This window comes from Streptomyces anatolicus (genome assembly GCF_019400875.1).
GTDB lineage: Bacteria > Actinomycetota > Actinomycetes > Streptomycetales > Streptomycetaceae > Streptomyces > Streptomyces anatolicus.
The window spans coordinates 1-17,868 of the sequence record NZ_WMBF01000097.1; the positions used below are offsets into that span (position 1 = coordinate 1).

A 17,868-nucleotide genomic window follows, 5' to 3' on the forward strand; every position below is an offset into this window, starting at 1 on the left:
GACGAAGAGGTCGTGCGTGTTACGCGTCCATGAACTGGCGGGTCGGGCGGGGCGGGATTTCCTACCCTGCGCTCGGTGTGAGAACCGGCCGCGGCGGCCATCCGGCTGACTGGCGTAGGGGGAGCCGAGTCGGGCTGTTCGGGATGGTCGCGCCGCGGCCGGAGCCGGTCGTGCCGGGCCTCACACCGCCTCCGCGGTCTCCGGCATCTCGATGGCGAGCCGTTCGGTGAGCTGGACGACTTCGGAGACGTCCCCGAAGTCGCGTACGGCGGTGTCGACGGTCTTGCGGAGCCGGGTGTTCACCCGCTCGGAGCGGACCTTCTTGGCGATGTCGAGGGCCTGCCCGGCGAGGACCGTGCCCTGCTCGGGCTCGCGCTGGAGCAGGTGGACGGTGGCCTTGCCGATGAGGTTCAGGGCGTACGAACGCTGGTGCTCGGCGTCCATCTCGAACAGCTCGACGGCGCGGTCCATGACGGGCTCGGCGAGCGAGGCGTAGGTGGGGCTGCGGCCCGCCACGTAGGCCAGGTCGCGGTAGGAGTGGGCGTTCTCGCCGTTCAGCTCGGCCTCGGAGAAGAAGCGGATCCAGTCCGGCTCGGGCTCGTCGAACTCCTCGGCGTCGGCGAAGGTGTCCTCGGCCATCCGCACGGCCCGCTTGCACTTGCCGGGCTGGCCCATGCTGGCGTACGCGCGGGCCTCCATCGCATACAGCATCGACTGGGTGCGGGGGCTCGCGCAGTCACGGCTGCCGTACTGGGCGAGGTGGATCAGTTCGAGCGCGTCGTCGGGGCGGCCGAGGTGGATCATCTGACGGCTCATGCTGGAGAGGATGTACGACCCGAGGGGCTTCTCGCCCGCCTCCTTCGCGGCGTGCAGGGCCAGGACGAAGTACTTCTGGGCGGTGGGCTGCAGGCCCACGTCATAGCTCATCCAGCCCGCGAGCTCGGCCAGCTCGCCCGCGACCTTGAAGAGGCGCTTGGCGGTGGCTTGGGGCTGGGGCTCCTGGAGCAGGTCCGTCACCTCGTGCAGCTGGCCGACGACGGCCTTGCGGCGGAGCCCGCCCCCGCACTGGGCGTCCCACTGGCGGAACATCACCGTCGTGGACTCAAGGAGGTCCAGCTCCGGTTTGGACAGGCGGGCCGGGCGGCGCATCGCGGCCGGGTCGGGCTCCTCGCGGGGCGCCGACGGCGAGGGCACGAGCCAGCGCTGCATGGGCTCGATGAGGGCGGGGCCCGCGGAGAGCGCGAGCGAGGTGCCGAGGAAGCCCCGGCGGGCCAGCATCAGGTCGCTGCGGGAGAACTCGCTGATCAGCGCGACGGTCTGCGGACCGGTCCAGGGCAGGTCGACACCGGAGGACGCGGGTGTGCGGTGGGCGGCGCGCAGGCCCAGGTCCTCGACGGCGACCACACAGCCGAACCGCTCGGAGAACAGCTCGGAGAGGATGCGGGGGATCGGCTCGCGGGGGTTCTCCCCGTCCAGCCAGCGGCGCACCCGCGAGGTGTCGGTGGAGATGTGGTGGGCGCCCAACTGCCGGGCCCTGCGGTTGACTTGGCGCGCCAGCTCACCCTTGGACCAGCCGCTGCGCACGAACCACGACGTGAGCATCTCATTGGGGCGCTTCTCAGCGTTCGTACCGCTTCCGCCACTGCCGCCCACTGGAACGCCCCCATCCGTCAAGACACCCGCGCGCCGTCCACGCCGTGCGCTTTCTCCATGTCAAGCCCTAACAGAATGCCGCCTGTCGCGGCCGTCCGTCCGGAGAATGTCACCCCTCGAACAGGGAACCGACTTGCCTCCGGCATACCCACGGGTGGTCGAAATCCCGGGGCCGTGTACTGAAAGTAATCCTACGATCACCCCTCCGGCGAGGGTGATTCCGGAAACGCCACCATTCGCCACCCCTTCGAATGAACTCCCGCTCCACAGCACGCGATTCACTTGACATGGGACGACCGACAAGGGGCGGAACGGAGCACGCCGGGGCGCGTATCACCGAGCGCACCACCCGTGAGACCTCCAAGCGCCGTCTCAAGAGCAGAGGGTCATGTTCCGATTCCCTCACGTAACCGCGGCACGCTCGACCCGTTGGAGGGGGCATGGGCTTCACGATCGGCGGCACCCGGGGGACCGACAAGCTCCGGACCGGATCACGGCGGCGCGGCCGCCCTTCGGACTGTACGGCGGTGGCGGAGTACACCGGACTGTGGGGCTGGGACGCGGTGCCGGGCGCCCGCGCGCTGGACGGAGCCTGCTCCTGCGGCGCGAGTGACTGCGCCGCTCCCGGCGCGCACCCACTGGGCTTCGCCCCGGAGGTCCCGGCCGGAGCCACGCTCGACGAAGTGGCGGACGCCTGGGCCGAGTTCCCCGGAGCGGCCGTGTTACTGCCGGTGGGGCGGGCCTTCGACGTCATCGAGGTGGCGGAGACGGCGGGGCGGCGGGCCCTGGTGCGCCTTGAGCGAATGGGGCTTCCCCTGGGGCCGGTGACGGTCACCCCCGACGGCCGGGCGCAGTTCTTCGTCGCTCCGGGCGCCGCCGCCGAACTCCCCCGGCTGCTCTACCGCATGGGCTGGGACGGCGCCGCCCTCGACCTGCACGGCCTGGGCCCGGGCGACCACATCACGGCGCCGCCCTCGGACCGCGGCGGCCTCGGCCCGGTCCGCTGGCTGCGCTCCCCCGCGCTGGACTCCGCGACGAACCCACCCCAGGCCCGGCTCCTGCTCGGAACCCTGGCATACGTGGCACACCGCTCCCCCGCGTAGACCCCGGGAGGGCCCCTCGCGCACGTGGCACACCGCCTTAACGTGCGGGTTCATCGGGGCCGGGCGCGCAGTTCCCCGCGCCCCTTCGGGGCGCAACATCAGCTGAGGCGCCCCGAAGGGGGCGCGGGGAACGGCGCGACCAGCCACGACGCACCCGCGGAGACACGGGCCGGCCACAGCCGACGCACCAGACCCCGGCGGGCCTACTCGCCGATCAACGCGTCCACGAACGCCTCCGGCTCGAACGGCGCCAGATCGTCCGCGCCCTCGCCGAGACCGATGAGCTTGACCGGCACGCCCAGTTCACGCTGGACGGCGACGACGATGCCGCCCTTGGCGGTGCCGTCCAGCTTGGTGAGGACGATGCCCGTGATGTCGACGACCTCGGCGAAGACCCGCGCCTGCACCAGGCCGTTCTGCCCGGTCGTGGCGTCAAGGACGAGCAGCACCTCGTCGAGCGGGGCGTGCTTCTCGACGACGCGCTTGACCTTGCCCAGCTCGTCCATCAGGCCCGTCTTGGTGTGCAGCCGGCCCGCGGTGTCGATGAGTACGACGTCCGCGCCCTCGGCGATGCCTTCCTTGACGGCGTCGTAGGCGATGGACGCCGGGTCGCCGCCCTCGGGCCCGCGGACCGTGCGGGCGCCGACGCGCTCGCCCCAGGTCTGGAGCTGGTCGGCGGCGGCGGCGCGGAAGGTGTCCGCGGCGCCGAGGACGACGGAGCGCCCGTCGGCGACGAGGACGCGCGCGAGCTTGCCGGTGGTGGTGGTCTTGCCGGTGCCGTTGACGCCGACGACCATCACGATGCCCGGGGTCTCCAGACCGGACTCGGTCTTCACGGTGCGGTCGAAGTCGGTGCCCGCGCCCGTGCCGAGGAGCGCGATCAGCTCCTCGCGCAGCAGGGTGCGCAGCTCGTCCGGCGTGCGGGTGCCGAGCACGCGCACCCGCTCGCGCAGCCGCTCGACCAGCTCCTGGGTGGGGGCGACGCCGACGTCGGCGGTGAGCAGCGTGTCCTCGATCTCCTCCCAGGTGTCCTCGTCGAGGTGTTCGCGGGACAGCAGCGTGAGCAGCCCCTTGCCGAGCGCGTTCTGCGAGCGGGAGAGCCGGGTGCGCAGCCGGACCAGGCGGCCGGCGGTGGGCTCGGGGGTCTCGATCTCCGGCGCGGCCGGTTCCTCGACGACGACCGGGGCCGAGGCCGTCGGCTCGGCGAGCGGGAGTTCCACCTCCTCGATCGTGCGGCGCGGTTCGTCGCGCGGCGTCTCGGCCTCGTCGCCGACCTGCGGTTCGGCGGAAGGGGCGGTGATGGTGGGCGTGCTGGACGGGGCCTGCGGGGGCAGCTGCTTCTTCTTGCGGCTGCCGATCACGAGCCCGCCGAGCGCGCCGATCACGACCACGGCGATGACTACAGCAAGGATGACGATTTCCATAACCCACCCAGTATCCGCCATGGCCCTCCCGGAGGCCCAGATTGTGTCTTCCTCCAAAGAACATATGCCCCTAGAAGGCACTACTCGGATTAAAGTACGATGGATGTCCCCGCATCAACGCGCGTAGAGTCCATCGCGATTACCCCCACCGACGGATCGCGACGTTGCGAGCCGAGCGAGAGGCACGGACCCACCCCCATGAGCAGCACCACCGCCGAACCTGAAGGCGCCCTCGAAACACGCGGCCTCGAGCCCGTCCCGGACGCCGAGCGCACGGGCCGCACCCGTGAGCTTTTCCCCACCTGGGTAGCGGCGAACATCAGCGTTCTGCTGCTCACCATGGGCGCGGGCCTGATCGTCTCCAACGGCCTGAACTTCTGGCAGGTCCTGGTCGTCGCGCTCGTCTCGCCCCTGTTGAGCTACGGCATGGTCGGCCTGATCTCCATCTCCGGCAAGCGCGGCGGCTCGCCGGGCATGACGCTCTCGCGCGCGGTCTTCGGCCAGCGCGGCAACCTCTTCCCGGGCGCGCTGATCTGGGTCGCCCGCTGGGGCTGGGAGACGATCAACGCGGTCACCGGCGCCTACGCGATCATCACGGTCCTCGACATCTGCTTCGGCGTGGAGTCGAGCACCTGGCTGACCGTCGTCACGCTCGTCGCCTTCGTCGCCTGTACGTTCCTGATCAGCGGCCTCGGCCGCAAGATCCTGCACATCTGCAGCACCTGGTCGACGTACGCCTTCGGCGCCTTCAGCGTGCTCGTGCTGATCTACCTCATCGCCGAGGCCGACTGGTCCGCCGTCTTCGACCAGCCCGCGGGCTCCACCGCGATGATGGTCGCGGGCGTCGGCACGATCGCCGCCGGCGGCATCAGCTGGGTCCCCACCGGCCCCGACTTCACCCGCTACCTCCCGCGGAACGCCTCGAACAAGCCGCTGGTCGGCCACGCGGTCGGCGGCGCCGCCATCGTGGTCGTACCGATGGTCCTGATGGGCGCCGTCATGGCGGTCTCCGCGCCGAAGCTCTCCACCGCGCAGGACCCGGTCTCCTTCCTCGGCTCGCTGCTCCCGACGTGGATCGCCGTGCCGTACCTGATCATGGCCCTGGTCGGCATGCTGCTGATCAACTCGATGTCGATGTACTCCGCGGGCTTCACCGCCATGACGCTCGGCATCAAGGTCCCGCGCGCGTGGGCGGTCAGCGTGAACGCCGTCATCAGCCTGATCTTCGGCTACATCCTGATGAACGTGGCGACGAGCTTCATGGGCTCGTTCATCTCCTTCCTCACCCTGCTCGCGGTCGCCTTCTCCGCCTGGATCGGCGTCTTCGGCATCGACATGCTGCGCCGCAAGACGTACGACGGTGAGGCCCTGATGGACACCAAGCGCACCAGCGCCTACTGGTACAAGGCCGGTTTCGCCTGGCAGGCCATGACCGCCTGGGCCATCGCCCTGCTGGTGGGCCTGCTCTTCACCAAGGTCGACTGGTTCAGCGGCCCGCTCGCCACCTCCTGGATCGGCCGCCACGGCCTGGGCTGGCTGGTCACGATCCTCGTCGCCGCGGCGCTGTACGCGGTGTTGCCGAAGACCCCGCTCGTCGAGCAGGACGCGACCGGCAAGGGCGAGCCCGAACTGGTCTCTGCCTGACCGAGGGCCCACGGAGGCGGTGATACCCGCCAACTTCCGCCACGCTCTACCCATCTGACATCACGTCAACTAACGTCCCCCTTCGCCGCCCACGCTCGGTGAAGGGGGACGTTCCCATGCCCACCACAGTCGTACGGTTCAACCTCGTCGATCCCGCGGCGACACCCGCCTCGCTGAGCGAGCGGTACAGGACCGCGCTGGAGATGGCCACGTACGCGGACGACCGCGGCATCTCCACCGTCCAGACCGAGGAGCACCACGGCGCCGAGAACAACTGGCTGCCCTCCCCGCTGGCCTTCGCCGGCGCGGTCTTCGGCGCGACGCGGCGCATCGCGGTGACGGTGTCGGCGATCATCGGCCCGCTGCACGATCCGCTGCGGCTCGCCGAGGACATCGCCGTACTCGATCTGCTGAGCGGCGGCCGTCTGGTCACCGTGGCGGGGATCGGCTACCGGCCCGAGGAGTACGAGCGGGCTGGCGTCGACTTCACGCGGCGCGGCAAGCTCCAGGACGAGCTGCTCGAGACCCTGCTGAAGGCCTGGACCGGCGAGCCCTTCGCCTTCCGCGGCCGCACGGTGCGCGTCACCCCGCGCCCCTTCACCCAGCCGCACCCGATGCTGCTGGTCGGCGGCTCGTCAAAGGCGGCGGCCCGGCGCGCGGCCCGGCTCGGCCTGCCGTTCTTCCCCAGCGCGCACCTGCCCGACCTGGAGGCGTACTACCGCGAGCAGCTCGCGGAGCACGGCACCGAGGGCTGGACGATGATGCCCGCCGCCGAGACGCCGCTGCTGCACATCGCCGACGACCCCGACCGCACCTGGGCCGAGCACGGCGAGCACTTCCTGCACGAGGCCCGCACCTACGCGTCCTGGCAGTCCCGGCAGATCCGCTCGGCGGTGAAGTCGGCGGCCACCACGGTCGCCGAGCTGCGCGCGGAGGGCGTCTACCGCGTCCTGACGCCGGAGGAGTGTGTGACGTACGCGAAGGGCGACACCGGCAGCCTGATCCTGCATCCGCTCGCCGGCGGGATGCCCGTGGACGAGGGCTGGCGCAGCCTGCACCACTTCTGCGAAAACGTACTGCCCCGGCTGAAGGACAAGTGAGCACGAGTCCTTCGGCCGGGGCAGCTTCCTCAAGAGGAGGGGGCAGCGGGGATTAGCCCATCTCCTCCAGGGCCTTGCCCTTCGTCTCCTTGACGAACTTCATGACGAAGGGGATCGAGAGGGCGGCGAAGGCGCCGTAGATGATGTACGAGCCGGTCAGCGACCACTCGGACATGCTCGGGAAGGTCTTGGTGATCGCGAAGTTGGCGAGCCACTGGGCGGAGGCGGCCACACCGAGCGCGGCGGCGCGGAGCCGGTTGGGGAAGATCTCGCCGAGCAGCACCCAGACGACCACACCCCAGGACAGGGCGAAGAAGAGCACGAAGACGTTGGCGGCGATGATCGCGGTCAGGCCCTGCGCGTTGGGCAGCGAGACGTCGTCACCGGAGCCGGTCCGGTACGAGAAAGCCCAGGCCATGGTGAACAGCGCGGCGGCCATGCCCGCCGAGCCGATGATCGCCAGCGGCTTGCGGCCGATGCGGTCGACGAAGATCATCGCGATGACCGTGCCGACGATGTTCACGATCGAGGTCTCGAACGAGTACAGGAACGAGCTGGAGGGGTCCTTGCCGATCGACTGCCACAGCTGGTTCGAGTAGTAGAAGATCACGTTGATGCCGACGAGCTGCTGGAAGACCGAAAGGCCGATGCCGATCCAGACGATCGGCAGGAAGCCGACCTTGCCCAGCAGGTCCTTGAAGGACGGCTTGTGCTCGCGGTGCAGGCCGTGCTCGATCTCCGCGACGCGGGCGTCCAGGTCGATGGCGTGGCCCTCGACCTCGCCGAGCACCTTCTTGGCCTCGGTGTGGCGGCCGGCGGAGACCAGGAAGCGCGGCGACTCCGGGATGATGAAGGACAGCAGCCCGTAGAGCAGGGCGGGGACGACCATGACGCCGAGCATCCACTGCCAGGCCTCGAGGCCCATCAGCTTTCCGCGCTGGTCACCGTCGGCCATGTTCAGGATGCCCCAGTTGACCAGCTGGGAGACGGCGATGCCGATGACGATGGCGGCCTGCTGGAAGGAGGCCAGACGGCCTCGGTAGGCGGGCGGCGCGACCTCGGCGATGTACGCCGGGCCGATCACCGAGGCCATGCCGATGCCGACGCCGCCGATCAGGCGCCACATCGTGAGGTCCCATGCGGCGAACGGCAGGGCCGAGCCGACGGCGCTGGCCGCGAAGAGCACGGCGGCGATCTGCATGCAGCGGATGCGGCCGATGCGGTCGGCGATGCGACCGGCGATCGCGGCACCCACGGCACAGCCCAGCAGCGCGGTGGCGATGATCCAGCCGAGCGTGTCGGCGTCGACGTCAAAGCGGTGCTGGATGGCGACGGTCGCGCCATTGATCACCGAACTGTCGTAGCCGAAGAGGAAGCCACCCATCGCGGCCGCAGCCGTAATGAAGATGACATGGCCGAGATGGTCCGGATGGGCCTCTCTGGCTCCGGACTGTGGCGCCTGCGATGTGCTGGTCACGTGTACTCCTCGGGCCACCGGCTGCACTGCCGGGGGTGGGGGCGAGCTCTTCAAGTGGCGCACAACTTCACGCCGCCCACCACCTGAAGGTAAAAGCAACGTTGCAGAGACTATGCCTTCAAGTTTCGAAGTCAATAGGGGGGCTGCTGTGAATTTTTAGGCACTCTGAGAGTGATTACGTTCAAGTCTTGAAGCGTTGCGGAAGGTGTCTAGCGAAGGCGCTGGCTGATGACCTTGGAGACGCCGTCGCCCTGCATCGAGACGCCGTAGAGCGCGTCCGCGACCTCCATCGTGCGCTTCTGGTGCGTGATCACGATGAGCTGCGAGGCCTCCTGCAGCTCCTGCATGATGCGGATGAGCCGCTGCAGGTTGGTGTCGTCGAGCGCCGCCTCGACCTCGTCCATCACATAGAACGGACTGGGCCGCGCCTTGAAGATCGAAACGAGCAGCGCGACGGCCGTCAGCGACCGCTCACCGCCCGACAGCAGCGAGAGCCGCTTGACCTTCTTGCCGGGCGGCCGGGCCTCGACGTCCACACCCGTGGCGAGCATGTTGTCGGGATCCGTCAGGATGAGCCGTCCCTCGCCGCCGGGGAACAGCCGCGAGAAGACGCCCTCGAACTCGCGGGCCGTGTCCCGGTAAGCCTCGGTGAAGACCTGCTCGACGCGTTCGTCGACCTCCTTCACCACCTGAAGCAGGTCGGTCCGCGTCTTCTTCAGGTCCTCCAGCTGCTCGCTGAGGAACTTGTGGCGTTCCTCCAGCGCCGCGAACTCCTCAAGGGCCAGCGGGTTCACTTTTCCGAGCTGCTGGTACGCCCGTTCGGCTGACTTGAGCCGCTTCTCCTGCTCGGCACGGACGAACGGCACGGGCCTGTTCCGGGGGTGCTCCGGGTCGTCGGGCAGCTCCTCGCCCTCGGCGGCGGGCGAGGGCGGCACGGGCTGGTCCGGGCCGTAGTCGGCCACGAGCCCCGCCGGTTCCACGCCCAGTTCCTCCAGCGCCTTGGCCTCCAGCTGCTCGATCCGCAGCCGCTTCTCGGCGCCCAGCACCTCACCGCGGTGGACCGAGTCCGTCAGCTTGTCCAGCTCCGCCTTCAGATCGCGGCCCTGGGTGCGCGCGGCGGCCAGCTCCCGCTCCCGCACCTCCTTGGCGCGCTCGGCCGCGGCACGTTCGTCGTCGGCGCGTACGAGGGAGACCTCGACGTGGGCGAGCAGCTGCCGCCCACCGGAGGCGACGGCCTCGGCGACGGCCGCCTCGTGGCGCAGCCGCGCCTTGCGCCGCTCGGCACGCGCGCGTGCCTCACGTTCGGCGCGCGCGGCCCGGTCCAGGGAGTCGGCCCGCCCCGCGAGCGCCTTCACCCGCTCCTCGTGCGTACGCGCCTGAAGCCTGGCCTCCATCTCGGTCTGGCGTGCGTTGGCCCCGTCGGCGGCGAGCCGGTCGCGCACAGAGGTGTCGGGCTCCTCCTCCCCTCCCCCGGCGGGGGCCGCCTCCTCCGCGACGGCCAGCCGCTCCGCCAGCTCCTCGGCCTCCTCGACCGCCCGGTCCAGCGCGTCCTGCGCCTTGGCCGCGGCGGCGGCGGACCGCTCGGCCTCGCCCGAGGCGCCCCGCGCCTGCCCCGCGAGCCGCCCCAACTGCTGCGCCACGGACGACTTCTCCCGGTCGGCGGCCCTGCGCCGCTCCCCCAACTCCTCCACCAGTGCGGCACATTCCTTGCGCCGCTCCCCCGCACGGGCCTGCTCCCGCGCCAACTCCTCGCAGCGCACGGCCAGTTCGGCGAGTTCGGCCGCGGCCTCGTCGACGGAGGCCTGCACCTCAAGAAGGCTGGGCGCACCGGCCGACCCGCCCTGCGCGAAGTGCGCCCCGAGCAGATCGCCCTCGGCGGTGACGGCGGTCAGCTCCGGATGGACGTAGACCAGGTCCTCGGCGTCCTCCAGCGTGCCGACGGCGACGATCCCGCGCAGCAGCCGCCGCACGGCGGGCATCAGCTCTTCGGGACCTCGCACCAGGTCCGCGACGCACGGCGGCCCCTCGGTCCGCTTCGGCTGTACGTCGTCCGGGGCGCCGGAGAGCAGCAGTGCGGCGCGCCCCGCGTCCTGCTTGCGCAGCAGCCGGATGGCCTCGGCCGCCGTGCGCGGGCCGCTCACCGCGATCGCGTCGGCCGCGGCGCCGAGCGCGGCGGCGACCTGGACCTCGTAGCCGGGGGCGACGGTGAGCAGTTCGGCGGCGGGGCCGAGGAGTCCGGTGAGCTGGTCCTTGGCGCCGAGCAGCGCGCCGGTGCCGTCCTTGCGGCGCAGCCCGAGGGCGAGGGCGTCGTGCCGGGCGGCGACCGCGGCCCGCTCGCGTTCGGCGGCGGCGGCCTCCTCGCGTGCCGTGGTGAGGGCGGCCTCGGCGTCGGCGAGGTCCCGCTTGGCCGCGTCGTGCCGCTCGCCCAGTTCCGCGTCGTCCGCGTCGAGCCCGTCGACCTCGGCCTTGAGCTGCTCGTACTCCTCCTGTGCGGTGACCGCGCGCTCGGCGGCCTCGTCGCGGGCGAGGGCGAGCCTTTCGATCTCCGCCCGGGCGGACGCGGCACGCGAGCGGGCCGCGTTGACCTGGCCGCCGAGGCGGGCGAGCCCTTCGCGCCGGTCGGCGATGGCCCGCGCCACGTCCTTGAGCCGCCGCTCCTCGACCGCCAGCTGCCGCTCCAGCTCGGCCCGGTGGGCGACCGTGTCGTCCAGCGCGTGCTCGGCGGCCTCCAGGGCTGCCGTCAGCTCCGCCTCCTGCTCCCGGATCCGCGCGGCCTCGCGCTCCATGTCCTCGGGGTCGCGGCCGCGCCGCTCCTCCGGGGGCGCCGCGGTGGCGCTCTTGACCCGGGCGTCGGCCAGCGAGACCGTGCCGCGCACCCGCTCGGCGAGCTGGGAGAGTTCGTACCAGGTCTGCTGGGCGCGCTGGAGGCGCGGGCTGAGCCGCCGCACCTCCTCCTCGAGCTGCGCCTCGCGCTGCTGGGCGGCCTTCAGGGCGGCCTCGGCGCTCTCCTTGCGTTCCTTGAGGGCGGCCTCGTCGGCGATCTCCGCGTTCAGCGCCTCGCGCAGCCGTACGAGATCGTGGGCGAGCAGCCGGAGCCGGGCGTCGCGCAGATCGGCCTGGATGACGGCGGCTCTGCGGGCCACGGCGGCCTGCCGGCCGAGCGGTTTGAGCTGGCGGCGCAGTTCGTCGGTGAGGTCCTGTACGCGTGCGAGGTTGGCCTGCATCGCGTCGAGCTTGCGCAGCGCCTTCTCTTTGCGCTTGCGGTGCTTGAGGACGCCCGCGGCCTCCTCGATGAAGGCGCGGCGCCCCATCGGGTCGGCGTGCAGCACGCCGTCGAGCTGGCCCTGGCCGACGATGACGTGCATCTCGCGGCCGATGCCGGAGTCGGAGAGCAGTTCCTGGATGTCGAGGAGGCGGCAGGTGTCGCCGTTGATCTGGTACTCGCTGCCGCCGTTGCGGAACATGATCCGCGTGATGGTGACCTCGGCGTACTCGATGGGGAGCGCGCCGTCGGAGTTGTCGATGGTGAGCGAGACCTCGGCGCGGCCGAGCGGGGGCCGCCCAGTGGTGCCGGCGAAGATGACGTCCTCCATCTTGCCGCCGCGCAGGGACTTGGCGCCCTGCTCCCCCATGACCCAGCTGAGCGCGTCCACGACATTGGACTTGCCGGAGCCGTTCGGGCCGACGACGCAGGTGATGCCGGGTTCGAACTTCAGTGTCGTGGCCGACGCGAAGGACTTGAATCCGCGCAGGGTCAGGGCCTTGAGATGCACGCCGTCGGACTCTACCTTTCACTGGCCGTTTCACCGATGAAGGTGCAGGGCACATCAGACGGTAAAGGAAGCGGCGTACGCGGGAAGCACGGGGGAGTGAGTACGCGACAGCAAGAAAGAAGGGACGCCGAAGCGTCCCTTGCAGATCTGGAGACAGCGGCTGACAGGACAGCCTGACCACGTGCTTAGAACAAGGTGCCTTTAAGGCAAGGCCCTGGGTACGGCATCAAGGATGGTCAGGTGAGCGCAGGCTCCGCCTGGGGTACGTCGATGCTCTCCATGAGCGATTCGTGAGAAGCGGCAGCCGCGAGCGCGTCGTTCTCCTGCTGAATCCGAACGAGTTCGGATTCCAGGTCCTGGACGCGCTGCTGGAGCCGTCGCATCTCGGCGAGGAGTCGCGGGTCGCTGCCGCCGACGTAACCGAGAAGCGCCTTTGCCATGATGGATGGTCCTCCACAATGAGTGACCGACCGAAGCGGTGCGGTGTGGGTCGTGAGGGAATCGCACCCGCGGTGCTTGGCACTCTTTGTTCTGCTGGTCTTGCTGGCCGTTCTCACATGCCAAACAGCTAAGGTGCGCGGGGCTTCCAGAGTCTCACCAAAAAGTTTGACGGTCAACACGATCACACCCCGTATTGGCGGGCGACCCGGGGGCGCGCGGCCTGGGAACGGGCGGCGCTGCTGCTCCTTCGGGGCCCTGGGGGCGTGGAGATCATCCTTATCTGCGGAGCCTGCCACGGCAAGCCGTTCTTGGCAACCACCAGGTCTTTTCTGCCCCGGGCAGTTGCCCGGGACACCGGACGGACCCCTCGCCGTACCCGTCCGGTGACGTCTGCGCGGGTCACGTCAGCGAATGGCGAAGGTCTCGTATATGCCACGCGGTGTGTCCCAGATCTCGGTGACCCCGTCGACGCGCCCGGGTGTGTCGCCCTCGCGGAGCCAGTCGAGCAGCGCCTGGCAGCCGGCCCGGGGCCCTTCGGCGACCACTTGCACGCGGCCGTCCTCCAGATTGAGAGCAAAACCACTCAGGCCGCCGATCTCCAGCGCCTTGGCCCGCGTGAACCAGCGGAAACCCACAGCCTGCACGCGCCCTCGCACCCAGGCGGTGAGTCGTACCTCTTCATTCATGGTTGCACGCTAACCGGCCAATTGCTCTGGGAGCACTTCGCCCCCATACGTCATCGCGTACAGTCGCGACTCGATGAATTCGCCCATACGGGTGAGTGCACGTTGATCATAAAGATTGATCGCAAGATCGTGAAGATCAGAGATCAAAGATCATGGAGAAGGAAAGGCCAGGAGATGGGACGCCATCGACGCTCCGGCGCCGGGCGGGCCGCCGCGACCCCCAAGAACCATCCGGTCCCGGTCTCGCACCGCCGCAAGGCCCGGCCCTCCGCCCCCGTGCGCACGGGCCTGCTCGGCGTCTCCGCCGCCGTCGCGATGGGAGCCGTCGCGGTCGCCTCCGGCGTACTGCCCGGCAGTGACGGTTACCGCCTCGAAAGCGGTGGCGAGCCCGGCAAGGCGCACTCCGCGAGCGCCCCCGTCGAGGTGGACGCCCAAGGCGGCTCGGACGGGGACGCCGGCCGCGCCGAGCCGTCGCCGAGCCGCAGCGCCGAACGCTCCGAGGCCGCCCCGAAGAAGCCCAGCCCCTCCACGGCCGCCCCGAAGCCGTCGAAGAAGCCCTCCCAGAAGCCCTCTCCCTCGGCACCGAAGCCCGAGACGGACGAGAAGTCGACGCCGCCCCCGTCCCGTACGCCCGAGGAGAAGCCGAAGGATCCCCCGGCGAGCCCGCAGACGCCGTCCGGTGAGAGCGCGGCCGAGGCGGCGGTCCTCACGCTGGTCAACGAGGAGCGGGCCAAGGTCGGCTGCCGTCCGGTGACCGCCGACAGCGGGCTCGCCGAGCTGGCGGGCCGCTTCAGCGCGGACATGGCCGAGCGTGACTTCTTCGCCCACACCGACCCGGACGGGGCCACGCCGTGGGACCGCGCCGAGAAAGCCGGCATCACGAACCTGGGCGGCGAGAACATCGCCCGTGGCCAGGCCGACGCCCAGGCGGTGATGGCCGCCTGGATGAGCAGCCCCGGCCACCGCGCCAACATCCTCAACTGCGACTACAAGACCCTGGGCGTCGGCGCGCACTTCGCGCCGGGCGGCCCCTGGTGGACGCAGGACTTCGGCTTCTGACGCACCCCTCCGGCCAGCGCTAACTCCTGGTCAGCGCTGCGGAGGAGTAGGGTGTTCGGCATGGATTCGCCGGACCTGCCGTACGACGTGTTCTCCCGGCAGTGCTCGTCGCGGAGCACGCTGGAGCACGTCACGGGACGCTGGGGCGCGCTCACCCTCGGCGCGCTGCACGACGGCACGTTCCGCTTCAACGAACTGCGCCGCCGCGTCGACGGTGTGAGCGAGAAGATGCTCTCCCAGACCCTGCACGCGCTGGAGCGCGACGGCCTGGTGCGGCGCGACGCCCAGCCGACGAACCCGCCGCGCGTGGACTATGAACTCACCGCGCTGGGACGGCAGATCGCCGAGCGGCTGCTGGCCCTGATCCACTTCGTGGAGGGCCGCCAGGACGAGGTCCTGAAGGCCCAGGAGCGCTACGACGCCACGCGCGGCGGCCGCTGACAGCGCGGGCAGAAATAGCTGGAGCGGTTCATCCACGGGCGGCGGCGGATCGCGGTGCCGCAGCGGCGGCAGGGCCGTCCCTCCCGGCCGTAGGCGTCCAACGACCGCTCGAAATAGCCCGATTCGCCGTTCACGTTGACGTAGAGGCTGTCGAAGCTGGTGCCACCGACGGCCAGAGCCTCGTTCATCACATCCCGCACGTGACCCAGGAGTTCGGCCGTGCGCGGGCGCGTGAAGGTCGCGGTGGGCCGTTCGTAGTGCAGCCGGGCACGCCACAGCGCCTCGTCCGCGTAGATGTTCCCGACGCCACTGATCAGCGACTGGTCGAGCAGGGCCCGCTTGATCGTCGTACGGCGGCGGCGCAGCGCCAGATGGAAGGCGGCGTCGTCGAACGCGTCGTCGAGCGGGTCGCGCGCGATGTGCGCGATCACGTCCGGAAGGCCGTCGGCGGTGTTGTCGTGCAGCGAGAGCCCGCCGAAGGTCCGCTGGTCCACGAAGCGCAGCTCGGTGCTCTGCACATCGTCGAAGCGCACCCGGATCCGCAGGTGCTTCTCGTCCGGGGCGTCGTGCGGCTGCACCAGGAGCTGGCCGCTCATGCCGAGGTGGGCGAGGACCGACTGCCCGGAGTCGGCGAGCGGCAGCCACAGATACTTGCCCCGCCGCTGGGCGAGTCCGATCCGGTGCCCCTTCAGCCGGGCCCCGAAGTCCTCACCGCCCGCGAGGTGGCGGCGCACGGCACGCGGATGCAGCACCCGCACATCGGCGACGACCCGCCCGCTGACCCAGCGCTCAAGGCCACGCCGGACGACTTCGACTTCGGGCAACTCAGGCATGGTCTCCTCCAGCACGATGCCGGCCGCCCCCTTAAGGGGCGACCGGCATCAAAGGATAGGCGGCCGTCAGGCCGAGGGGGTGTCGGCGGTCCCCTCGGACTGCGCGGCAGCGACAGCGGCCTCGGCCGCCTTCAGCCGTTCGTCCGCGGCCGCGCGGATCGCGCGCCACGCGGACTCGGCGGCCTGCTGCTCCGCTTCCTTCTTGCTGCGGCCGGTGCCGGTGCCGTACGAGACGCCTCCGACGCGGGCGGCAGCAGTAAAGGTCTTCTCGTGGTCGGGGCCGCTCTCCGTGACGAGGTACTCGGGAACGCCGAGGCCCTCCGTCGCGGTCAGCTCCTGGAGACTGGTCTTCCAGTCCAGGCCCGCGCCCAGGTTCGAGGACTTTTCGATCAGCGGGTCGAAGAGCCGGTGCACCAGCTCGCCCGCCGCGTCCAGACCCTGGTCCAGATAGACCGCGCCGATCACCGCTTCGAGGGTGTCGGCGAGGATGGATGCCTTGTCCCGGCCACCCGTGCCCTCTTCGCCCCGGCCGAGCCGGATGAAGGAGCCGAGTTCGAGGCCACGGCTGACCTCCGCCAGCGCACGCGAATTGACCACCGCGGCCCGCAACTTGGCCAGCTGGCCTTCGGGCAGGTCGGGGTGGGTGCGGTACAGCGTGTCCGTGACGACGAGGCCGAGCACGGAGTCCCCGAGGAACTCCAGGCGCTCGTTCGTCGGCAGGCCGCCGTTCTCGTACGCGTACGAACGGTGGGTCAGCGCACGCACCAGAAGGGCGGACTCGAGCTTGTACCCGAGCCGCCCTTCCAGAAGCGTGTGGGACGAGGCCGTTGTCTCCGCCAGTTTCTTGGCGTCTTCCGCCTTCTTGGGGCTAGACACGGTGCCTCTCACCAGCCGCTCAGACCTCGAGGACCTGGCGCTTGTTGTAGGTGCCGCAGCTCGGGCACGCGATGTGCTGCTGCTTGGGCTCCTGGCAACGCTCACACGAAACCAGGGTGGGGACCGCAGCCTTCCACTGCGACCGGCGGTGGCGCGTGTTGCTGCGCGACATCTTCCGCTTCGGAACAGCCACGGCTACTTCTCCTGCTTCTCGTCGACGCCCGCATCGCCGGCGCCGCTCATCTCGTCCTTCTCGCCGTCCTGGATGGTCCCGGCGAGTCCCTGCAGTGCCGCCCAACGAATGTCGACGGCGTCATGGTGGTGGTCCGGGTCGTCCGCGAGCCGTGCCCCGCACTGGGAGCACAGGCCCGGACAGTCGTCCTGGCACACCGGCTGCATCGGCAGTGCGAGCACCACCGCATCACGCAGCACAGGCTCGAGGTCGAACAAGCCGTCCTCGAGAAAGAGCCTGTCCTCGTCTTCCTCGGCGTCGTCGGCCGGCTCCGCACTGCTGCGGCCCCGGTCGTCGGCGTCAGGGTACGAGAACATCTCCTGGAAGTCCGCGTCGAGCTCCAGCTCTAGCGGCTCCAGACACCTTACGCACTCCCCCTCGGCGGATGCACGGGCGGTGCCTGTGACAAGCACCCCGTCCATGACCGACTCGAGGCGGATCTCCAGCTGGACCGGGGCGCCCTGCGGCACTCCGATGACCCCGTCGATGCCGAGGGCGCTCGGCGGACCGGGCGCCTCGATCTCACGGGTCAGCCGCTGCAGCGCACCGGGACGCCGGCCCAGCTCGTGTGTGTCGAACACAAGAGGGTTGCGGTGGTCGAGGCGAGCACTCAGGGCTTTTCCTGCTTTCGAATCCTGGAAGTTCATGAGGAGGGCCGCCTCACCGATGCAGCGAATGTGCCGCTCGGGCGGGCAGCCGAAGTCGCGGACGTATGCGCGACCGAAGAGCCAGGATACTTGACCTTTCGCTCTCGGCCCAATCCGGCTCCGGGCCGCTCCTGGGGCGTGCCCTAGCGCCCCTGCTCGTACTGGCGCAGCTGCTCGGCACTGATCATGGTCGTGTCGAAGAGGCTGGCCTCTTCCAGCGCCGCGGGGGCCTCGTACGGGGCCTGCTGGGGCTGCTGGGGCTGTTCGTAGCCCTGCTGGGGGTAGCCGTACTGGTGGTGCTGGTCCTGGTGCTGCTGGCCCTGGTGCTGGTAGCCGTAGGGGTCCTGCTGGCCGTACGGCTGCTGGTAGGCGTACTGGTCGTGCTCGTACTGCTCGTGCTCGTACTGGTCCTGCTGCGGGTACCCGTACGGGTCGGGCGCGTACGAGGGCTGCTGGGCCGGGATCGGTGGGGCCTGGGG

The 17,868-nt window shown here is 70.3% G+C and carries 15 protein-coding genes and 1 pseudogene; 5 read left to right on the forward strand and 11 right to left on the reverse strand.

Annotated elements, in window-relative coordinates:
* Positions 1-180: 180 nt before the first annotated feature.
* Positions 181-1,653, reverse strand: a complete 1,473-nt coding sequence (nsdA, locus tag GKQ77_RS12115; protein ID WP_219688722.1) for a transcriptional repressor NsdA — start codon at positions 1,651-1,653, stop codon at positions 181-183.
* A gap of 440 nt (positions 1,654-2,093) precedes the next feature.
* Between nsdA and GKQ77_RS12120 the strand changes: the two genes are divergently transcribed.
* Entirely contained in the window at positions 2,094-2,756 is a 663-nt protein-coding gene (locus GKQ77_RS12120) for a bifunctional DNA primase/polymerase (RefSeq protein WP_219688723.1), read from the forward strand.
* Between the two features lie 203 nt (positions 2,757-2,959).
* Here GKQ77_RS12120 and ftsY read toward each other — a convergent pair whose 3' ends face one another.
* Positions 2,960-4,180: a signal recognition particle-docking protein FtsY gene (ftsY, locus tag GKQ77_RS12125; protein WP_125515348.1), complete on the reverse strand. Its 1,221-nt coding sequence runs from the start codon at positions 4,178-4,180 to the stop codon at positions 2,960-2,962.
* Between the two features lie 198 nt (positions 4,181-4,378).
* Between ftsY and GKQ77_RS12130 the strand changes: the two genes are divergently transcribed.
* Together GKQ77_RS12130 and GKQ77_RS12135 are read left to right on the forward strand one after the other, a co-directional pair.
* Complete coding sequence (locus tag GKQ77_RS12130) at positions 4,379-5,824, forward strand: purine-cytosine permease family protein (RefSeq protein ID WP_219688724.1); 1,446 nt, start codon at positions 4,379-4,381, stop codon at positions 5,822-5,824.
* A 116-nt stretch (positions 5,825-5,940) separates the two neighbouring features.
* Positions 5,941-6,924: an LLM class flavin-dependent oxidoreductase gene (locus tag GKQ77_RS12135; RefSeq protein WP_219688725.1), complete on the forward strand. Its 984-nt coding sequence runs from the start codon at positions 5,941-5,943 to the stop codon at positions 6,922-6,924.
* A gap of 52 nt (positions 6,925-6,976) precedes the next feature.
* Here GKQ77_RS12135 and GKQ77_RS12140 read toward each other — a convergent pair whose 3' ends face one another.
* The 4 genes from GKQ77_RS12140 to GKQ77_RS12155 form a co-directional block, all read right to left on the reverse strand.
* Positions 6,977-8,401, reverse strand: a complete 1,425-nt coding sequence (locus tag GKQ77_RS12140) for a sugar porter family MFS transporter (protein ID WP_219688726.1) — start codon at positions 8,399-8,401, stop codon at positions 6,977-6,979.
* 209 nt (positions 8,402-8,610) lie between these two features.
* On the reverse strand, positions 8,611-12,174 hold the full coding sequence (gene smc / locus GKQ77_RS12145) for a chromosome segregation protein SMC (protein ID WP_219688727.1): 3,564 nt from the start codon (positions 12,172-12,174) through the stop codon (positions 8,611-8,613).
* A 236-nt stretch (positions 12,175-12,410) separates the two neighbouring features.
* Complete coding sequence (locus tag GKQ77_RS12150) at positions 12,411-12,614, reverse strand: hypothetical protein (RefSeq protein ID WP_030787543.1); 204 nt, start codon at positions 12,612-12,614, stop codon at positions 12,411-12,413.
* 405 nt (positions 12,615-13,019) lie between these two features.
* A complete protein-coding gene (locus GKQ77_RS12155) occupies positions 13,020-13,301 on the reverse strand; it encodes an acylphosphatase (protein WP_219688728.1) in 282 nt (93 codons plus the stop codon).
* Positions 13,302-13,475: 174 nt separating this feature from the next.
* On the opposite strand from GKQ77_RS12155, the gene GKQ77_RS12160 reads away from it, so the two are divergent.
* Together GKQ77_RS12160 and GKQ77_RS12165 are read left to right on the forward strand one after the other, a co-directional pair.
* The gene (locus GKQ77_RS12160; protein WP_219688729.1) at positions 13,476-14,360 is read left to right on the forward strand and encodes a CAP domain-containing protein; all 885 of its coding nucleotides are present in this window, start codon (positions 13,476-13,478) and stop codon (positions 14,358-14,360) included.
* A 60-nt stretch (positions 14,361-14,420) separates the two neighbouring features.
* Positions 14,421-14,801 carry a winged helix-turn-helix transcriptional regulator gene (locus tag GKQ77_RS12165; protein ID WP_219688730.1) on the forward strand — a complete coding sequence of 127 codons (381 nt, stop codon included), beginning with the start codon at positions 14,421-14,423 and terminating at the stop codon, positions 14,799-14,801.
* On the opposite strand, the gene mutM is transcribed toward GKQ77_RS12165, so the two are convergent.
* The 5 genes and pseudogenes from mutM to GKQ77_RS12190 form a co-directional block, all read right to left on the reverse strand.
* A complete protein-coding gene (gene mutM / locus GKQ77_RS12170; RefSeq protein WP_219688731.1) occupies positions 14,774-15,634 on the reverse strand; it encodes a bifunctional DNA-formamidopyrimidine glycosylase/DNA-(apurinic or apyrimidinic site) lyase in 861 nt (286 codons plus the stop codon). The genes GKQ77_RS12165 and mutM overlap by 28 nt on opposite strands.
* Positions 15,635-15,700: 66 nt before the next feature.
* Positions 15,701-16,522 (reverse strand): ribonuclease III, encoded by an 822-nt coding sequence (gene rnc / locus GKQ77_RS12175; RefSeq protein ID WP_164551835.1) that lies wholly within the window; start codon positions 16,520-16,522, stop codon positions 15,701-15,703.
* A 7-nt stretch (positions 16,523-16,529) separates the two neighbouring features.
* Entirely contained in the window at positions 16,530-16,703 is a 174-nt protein-coding gene (rpmF, locus tag GKQ77_RS12180; protein ID WP_026165248.1) for a 50S ribosomal protein L32, read from the reverse strand.
* 2 nt (positions 16,704-16,705) lie between these two features.
* A complete protein-coding gene (locus tag GKQ77_RS12185) occupies positions 16,706-17,389 on the reverse strand; it encodes a YceD family protein (protein WP_219688732.1) in 684 nt (227 codons plus the stop codon).
* 143 nt (positions 17,390-17,532) lie between these two features.
* Positions 17,533-17,868: pseudogene (locus tag GKQ77_RS12190) on the reverse strand (cell division initiation protein); the annotation flags it as partial.